The sequence below is a fragment of the Microcystis sp. LE19-84.1B genome (assembly GCF_027531875.1).
Taxonomy (GTDB): Bacteria; Cyanobacteriota; Cyanobacteriia; order Cyanobacteriales; family Microcystaceae; genus Microcystis; species Microcystis panniformis.
Window position 1 is genome coordinate 1 of sequence record NZ_JAPZSR010000164.1, and the last position, 6707, is coordinate 6707.

A 6707-nucleotide genomic window follows, 5' to 3' on the forward strand; every position below is an offset into this window, starting at 1 on the left:
GATAATACTAGACCAAACCAAAAGAAGTCAAGCTGTATCCTTAACAAGGGAACAATCAAACTAGGAGCCGTGTGAGGTGAAAGTCTCATGCACGGTTCTGAATGGGAGGGGAGGTCGGTGACGATTTTCTCGACCCCTAATAAATATCAAGTCCTCTAGCTAGAGTCGCAACAGTAAGCCCAGAAAAAATGCGCTAGGGCAGGGTTGACTAAATCGACGAAGCAATCGCTAAATAGGAGTAATTTCCGTCCACTTCTCCCCAATCCTGAACGGGAGAGGCAGAACCGAAGAATTTCTATAAAATTTCGGTAAGGGTGGAAAAATCAAGTAAGTTAGCGTTAGGGCTTAATCTTCGCCACGGAAAGGTAGAACTATGACAGTTTGTGAATATCGGCCAGGTTTAGAAGGAATTCCCGCCGCCCAATCGAGTATCAGCTTTGTGGATGGGCAAAAGGGAATCTTGGAGTATCGGGGCATTCGGATTGAGGAACTCGCCGAAAAAAGTACCTTCCTCGAAACCGCCTATCTCCTTATCTGGGGTGTTCTGCCCACGGCGGCGGAACTGGAAGAATTTGCCGATGAAATCCGTTATCATCGACGCATTAAGTACCGTATCGAAGACATGATGAAATGCTTCCCCGAAAAAGGCCATCCCATGGATGCGCTACAAACTTCGGCGGCGGCTTTAGGTTTATACTATGCCCGGCGGGCCCTGGATAATCCCGAATATATCCGTCAGGCAGTAGTGCGGCTATTAGCGAAAATCCCCACTATGGTGGCGGCGTTTCAATTGATTCGCAAAGGTAATCATCCCATTCAGCCCAATGATAGTCTTGATTATGCGGCCAATTTCCTCTATATGTTGACGGAAAAACGACCGACGGATTTAGCGGCGAAGGTTTTCGATGTCTGTTTGACTCTCCACGCTGAACATACCATGAATGCCTCGACTTTTTCGGCCATGGTGACGGCTTCCACTTTAACCGACCCCTACGGTGTCATCGCTTCAGCAGTGGGAACTCTCGCCGGCCCCCTCCACGGTGGGGCAAACGAGGAAGTATTGTTAATGTTAGAGGAAATCGGTTCGGTGGCTAATGTTCGTCCCTATGTGGAAAAATGTATCGCCAATAAACAAAAAGTTATGGGTTTTGGACACCGGGTATATAAAGTTAAGGATCCCCGGGCGACGATTTTACAAAACCTGGCCGAACAATTATTTGCGGAATTAGGTTCCGATGAATACTACGATATCGCCCTAGAATTAGAACAAGCAGTGGTGGATATCTACGGCGAAAAAGGTATCTATCCTAATGTGGATTTCTATTCGGGATTGGTCTATCGGAAATTAGGCATCCCCAATGATTTGTTTACCCCGATTTTTGCCATCTCCCGGGTGGCCGGTTGGTTGGCCCACTGGAAAGAACAATTAAATGCTAACCGCATTTTCCGTCCTACCCAAATCTACACCGGAGAACACGAAGTCCCCTATACACCGATCGAACAACGTTCTTAGATTTTATCGCCCATTTTTAATGGAAACACGGTTTCTCGCCTTTGTCAATCCCACCTAGGCGAGATTTTTTGTCTCATTTCCTGTTATATTTATGGGGCAAGGAAACAGTCCAGCGGCTTTCACCTTGGTCAGTTTCGGTGTATATAGCCAGACAAGGTCTTTACTTCTAAGTTAGTCGGACAGAAAAATATTAAAGATTATGGTGAAATTTTGGCGCAGATTAACGGTATTTTTAATTTCTTGTTTATTGCTGATTTCCCTAACTGCTTGTGGTAATCCAGTTAGACGCAATCAAGTGGTCATATCGGTATTAAGTGACCCAAAAACCTTTAATGCTGTTTTATCGGCCGAATCCCCGAATATTTTTGGTTTAACCTACGAAGGACTATTAACAGAAAATCCCATTACTGGCAAAAAAGAACCAGTCTTAGCAGAATCTTGGACGATTTCCGATGATAATTTGAGCATTATTTTTACTATGAGAGAGGGTTTAAAATGGTCGGATGGTCAACCCTTAACGGTTGATGACGTGGTTTTTACCTATAAAGACTTATATCTAAATCCTGATATTCCCAACAACTACCGCGATAGTTTAAGAATAGGATTAAAAAAAGAATTCCCCGTTATCACTAAACTAGATAATCGCCGAATCGAATTTAAACTACCCGAACCTTTTGCTCCTTTTTTAGATGCTGTCAGTTCACCGATTTTACCTAAACACGCTTTAGAGAAAGCTATTCAGAAAAAAAGCCCCGATGGTAGGTTGGAATTTCTCTCCACTTGGGGGTTAGATACTCCTCCCGATAAAATTGTTTTTAATGGTGCTTATAAACTCAAAGAATATATCACGGGACAAAGGATTATTTTTGAGAATAACCATTACTATTGGAAAAAAGATGCCCAGGGACAACAATTACCCCATATAACTTCAGTAATTTGGGCAATTGTTGAATCTCAGGATACAACTTTACTGCAATTTCGTTCGGGAAGTTTAGATTCTATTGGGGTAACTCCCGAATTTTTCTCCCTCCTAAAAACCGAAGAAGAAAGAGGCAATTTCACTATTTTTAATGGGGGACCTGCCTACGGAACCCAATTTATCAGTTTTAATCTCAACCAAGGCAAACGCAACGGAAAACCCCTAGTAGAGCCGATTAAATCCAGGTGGTTTAATAACTTAAATTTCCGTCAAGCTATTGCCTACGGCATTAATCGTCAAAGAATGATTGATGATATCTATCGAGGGTTAGGACAAGAACAAAATTCTTTTATTTCTATTCAATCGCCTTTTTACGATAAAAACCTGAAAGGTTACGATTATAATCCCGAAAAAGCCAAAGAATTATTATTAGAGGCCGGATTTAAGTATAATAGTGATAATCTGCTAGTCGATGCCGATAATAATCCCGTTAGATTTAACCTGATTACTAATGCAGGTAACAAAATCCGGGAAGCAATTGGGGCGCAAATTAAAAATGATTTAGCCGCAATAGGAATTCAAGTGGATTTTCAAGCGATCGCTTTTAGTAATTTAGTTGATAAACTGAGTAATAGTCTAGATTGGGAAGCACATATTTTAGGTTTTACCGGCGATAATGAACCCCACGCCCCTAATATTTGGTATGTAGATGGAAATCTCCACGCTTTTAACCAACAACCTCAACCGGGTAGTCCTCCAATTCAAGGCTGGCAAGCGGCGGATTGGGAGAAAAAAATCGCCGATTTATACGTCAAGGGTTCCCAAGAATTAGACTTTGAGAAGCGCAAAGTTATCTATAATGAAATTCAACAACTTCAACAGGAATACGTCCCGTTTATTTATCTTGTCAATCCCCTCGCTTTGGGGGCCGTGCGTAACTGCTTTGAAGGAATACAATTCTCCGCCTTGGGTGGTGCATTCTGGAATCTAGAAGAATTAAAGAAAACCTGTGGAGGTGTTTAATGACTCATTTTGGCATTCTTTGTCCCACCGCTTCTGGACATATTAATCCTCTCCTACCTTTAGGAAAAGAGTTACAAAAACGCGGTCATAAAGTTACCTGTTTTTTAACTCTTGATGGTGAAGAAATGGTGCAAGCAGCTGGCTTAGATTTTCAGGCAATTGCACCCGACAAATATCCGAAAGGCACATCAGCCAAAAGTTTAGCCGAAATTGGTCAATTACAGGGAACAGCCGCCGTCCGACGCACGGTAGAATTAGTTACTAATTCTACAGCGACCCTCTTTGAAACTATCCCTCAAGAGATGCGTCGCCTGGGAATTGATGCCCTAATTGTCGATCAAGTCTCCCCCTCAGGGGGTACAATCGCAGAAAAATTAGCTATTCCCTTTGTCAGTTTTGCCGGGGCATTGGTTTTAAATCGTGATCCGCTTATTCCGCCCTTTATGACCACTTGGGACTATAATCCCTCATTTATCGGGGTTATTCGCAATAAAATTGGCTATAAACTCCTTGACTCTCTGACGCGTCCTCTGAATGAGTTAATCAACCAGCAGCGTCAAGAATGGGGGTTAATTCCCTATCAAAACATCAATCAACGCTATTCTCTCCTTGCTCAAATTAGCCAACAACCCGCCGAATTTGAGTTTCCTCGGTCAAATTTACCCGCTCACTTTCACTTTACTGGCCCCTTTCACGATTCCTCCACCAGAAAAACGATTCCTTTTCCCTACGAAAAATTAACCGGACAACCCTTGATTTATGCTTCCCTCGGTACAATTCAAAATCGCCTACAATCGGCCTTTAATGCGATCGCTGAAGCCTGTGCCGATTTGCCGGTACAATTAGTTTTATCCTTGGGCAATAGCGACTCTAACATTCAAATAACGACCAAAAACGCCCTAGTTGTTCCCTACGCTCCCCAATTAGAGCTTTTAACCAGAGCCTCTCTTACTATCACCCACGCAGGCTTAAATACTACCCTAGAATCTCTTGCCCAAGCTGTACCGATGGTGGCCATTCCCATCACTAACGACCAACCGGGGGTATCTGCTCGGATAAAATGGTCGGGGACAGGGGAAGTGATACCGATTTCCCGTCTAGAAGTTCCCCGTTTACGAAAGGCCATTGAAAAGGTGTTATCCTTCCCCAGTTACCGAGAAAATGCCCTGAGAATGCAAAAAGCGCTACAGAAGACAGGAGGAGTGAAAATGGCCGCCGATATCGTCGAAAAAGCCATTTCTACCGGCCAACCAGTCCCATCGGTATAATAGCTAGGGTCTGCTGAAAAAGTTTTTCCTGGGGACAGGGTGTGACCAACTGTCTGCATCATAACCGATATTGACACTCTGCGCGCTAAAGCGACGCGGATTCTAGCACAGAATTAGACCAAAATCTAATTCTGATGGGCATTGTCAAGATGCCTCTAGTAACTCTGCTCAAATCTAATTTAAGCATTGTCTTTACTTTTCTTAGAATATTTGCGCCGCCGTTACAATCGGCATTGACTAACCAATTATCAGCAGTACGATATAAACCGCGCTTAATTCGTTTTCCTGAAGACTGCCACCCGTCGGGTTTTTCACCATATTTAGGGAGCTTCGCATTGTCCAAAAAAGAAGCTTTTGAGGTATAACTTTCTTCCGTCTCAACAAACTTAATGTCGTATTGTTCGCAAAGTTGAACAATTCTTTCCTTAAGTTTAGCTGTGGTAATTTGTACAAACTTTTGATTATTTTTCGCCCCCATATTTGACTCGCTTTTCTGACCTTGATTCCAGCCAAAAACAATAGTACCAATGCCATGGATAAGACAATGATTGATTACTATTCTGGCTGCTTTATTAACGGCATCTCTCATTTGTTGATTACGTTTTTCGGTGACATGAGCTAAAGTTCTTGACCAAAATCCTTGAGGTTTTCCTTCTTTCAATGTCGCTATTTGTTTGTTGTACCATTGGTTAACCGATTTAAGATGTTTTCCATCAATAATAAAGCTGGTTTCAATATTAGAAACACAAGTTAACCAATTATTTAATCCGTGATCTATCCCTAGTACCTTGGTTGAGTCAAGATGCGTCGGTAGGCTTCGCCCCTCTTTGAGTTCACAATGTATTTGTTGATAAACAAATTCTGCATAAAGACAAGTATTTCTAGGAACTATTCTGACTTCTTTAATTAATTCCCATTTTAAATTAACAGGAAAAGGCAGAAAAAATTCTGTTAATCCAAACCACGCTCTAACTTGCTCTCCTAGAGGGAACCTTATTTTGCCCTCGATTAACTTTAACCATTTTTTAGGATAAGTAACCGTAAACAATCCTCCGCTTTTACGATACTTCGGGACATTAGGCTTTTGATTTAACTCTCCTTTAATAGACTTTTTTAAAAGTTTCTTAAAAGATTTAAAGGATTCACCAACATTTAAGCAAGTTTGCTGCATTGACGAAGCATATCCAGGCTTAAAGTGAGGATTAAACTTCATTTCTTTTGTCAGATCAAATCCAGTAACAATCTTACCCGTCTTAAACCAAATTTGACGAGCATAATAAACAGAACAATTGTATAAACTATTCGACTCACGACATAGATATTCAATAATTGCTCTTGTCTCTTTGTCTGCTTTAATTAAACCTTGCTGGCATCCAAACAATTTAATTTACTCCTGCTAACGGAATAATATTCATGTTAACCTATTGGTTGTTTACTGTCAAGCTATCAACCAGTATATATGAGAAAAGATTCGTTTGGATATAGACACAACAACCATTCGGTAGGGCTTGCAACTATTCACTTAGTTTGGATTCCCAAACGTCGTAAGCCAGTGCTAAGGGGCGACATTAAACTAAGATTAGCAACAATCTTGGAATCGGTTGCATCTGATAAAGGTTGGATTATTAAGGCTAAAGAGATAGCCCCAGATCATGTTCACTTGTTAGTAGAATATGATGAGAAAACAGCTATATCTGAAGTGGTCAAGGCTTTTAAAGGAAGAAGTTCAAGAATGCTAAGAGAAGAATTTCCAGAATTAACAAAACTACCCTCTCTTTGGACAAAAAGCTATTTTTATGACACTTCTGGTAAAGTTAGTACAGCAAAAGTAATGGCTTATATTACTGGACTTCCCCGTTGACAAAAAGCCATAACCTGTGCTGTAGAAGGGATTAAAAGAATTTCCGCCGCCTCGTTACTGGGTACAAATCAGGGAAACTCCCAATAAATCTAACGCTTTTTGTTGCAGTTGGGTCGGTCGAGT

At 41.4% G+C, this 6707-nt stretch carries 5 protein-coding genes; 4 read left to right on the forward strand and 1 reads right to left on the reverse strand.

What is annotated here, in order from left to right:
* Positions 1-373 precede the first annotated feature (373 nt).
* The 3 genes from O9324_RS09995 to O9324_RS10005 all read left to right on the forward strand — a co-directional run bounded on the left by O9324_RS09995 (position 374) and on the right by O9324_RS10005 (position 4723).
* Complete coding sequence (locus O9324_RS09995) at positions 374-1513, forward strand: citrate synthase (protein ID WP_288140105.1); 1140 nt, start codon at positions 374-376, stop codon at positions 1511-1513.
* A gap of 199 nt (positions 1514-1712) precedes the next feature.
* Positions 1713-3455 carry an ABC transporter substrate-binding protein gene (locus tag O9324_RS10000; RefSeq protein WP_287627849.1) on the forward strand — a complete coding sequence of 581 codons (1743 nt, stop codon included), beginning with the start codon at positions 1713-1715 and terminating at the stop codon, positions 3453-3455.
* The gene (locus O9324_RS10005; protein ID WP_287627848.1) at positions 3455-4723 is read left to right on the forward strand and encodes a glycosyltransferase; all 1269 of its coding nucleotides are present in this window, start codon (positions 3455-3457) and stop codon (positions 4721-4723) included. The genes O9324_RS10000 and O9324_RS10005 overlap by 1 nt, the downstream gene beginning before the upstream one ends.
* 85 nt (positions 4724-4808) lie before the next feature.
* Here O9324_RS10005 and O9324_RS10010 read toward each other — a convergent pair whose 3' ends face one another.
* Positions 4809-6104, reverse strand: a complete 1296-nt coding sequence (locus O9324_RS10010) for an RNA-guided endonuclease InsQ/TnpB family protein (RefSeq protein ID WP_288140106.1) — start codon at positions 6102-6104, stop codon at positions 4809-4811.
* A 78-nt stretch (positions 6105-6182) separates the two neighbouring features.
* Here O9324_RS10010 and tnpA point away from each other — a divergent pair, with 78 nt between their 5' ends.
* Positions 6183-6584 (forward strand): IS200/IS605 family transposase, encoded by a 402-nt coding sequence (tnpA, locus tag O9324_RS10015; protein ID WP_288140107.1) that lies wholly within the window; start codon positions 6183-6185, stop codon positions 6582-6584.
* Positions 6585-6707: the final 123 nt, after the last annotated feature.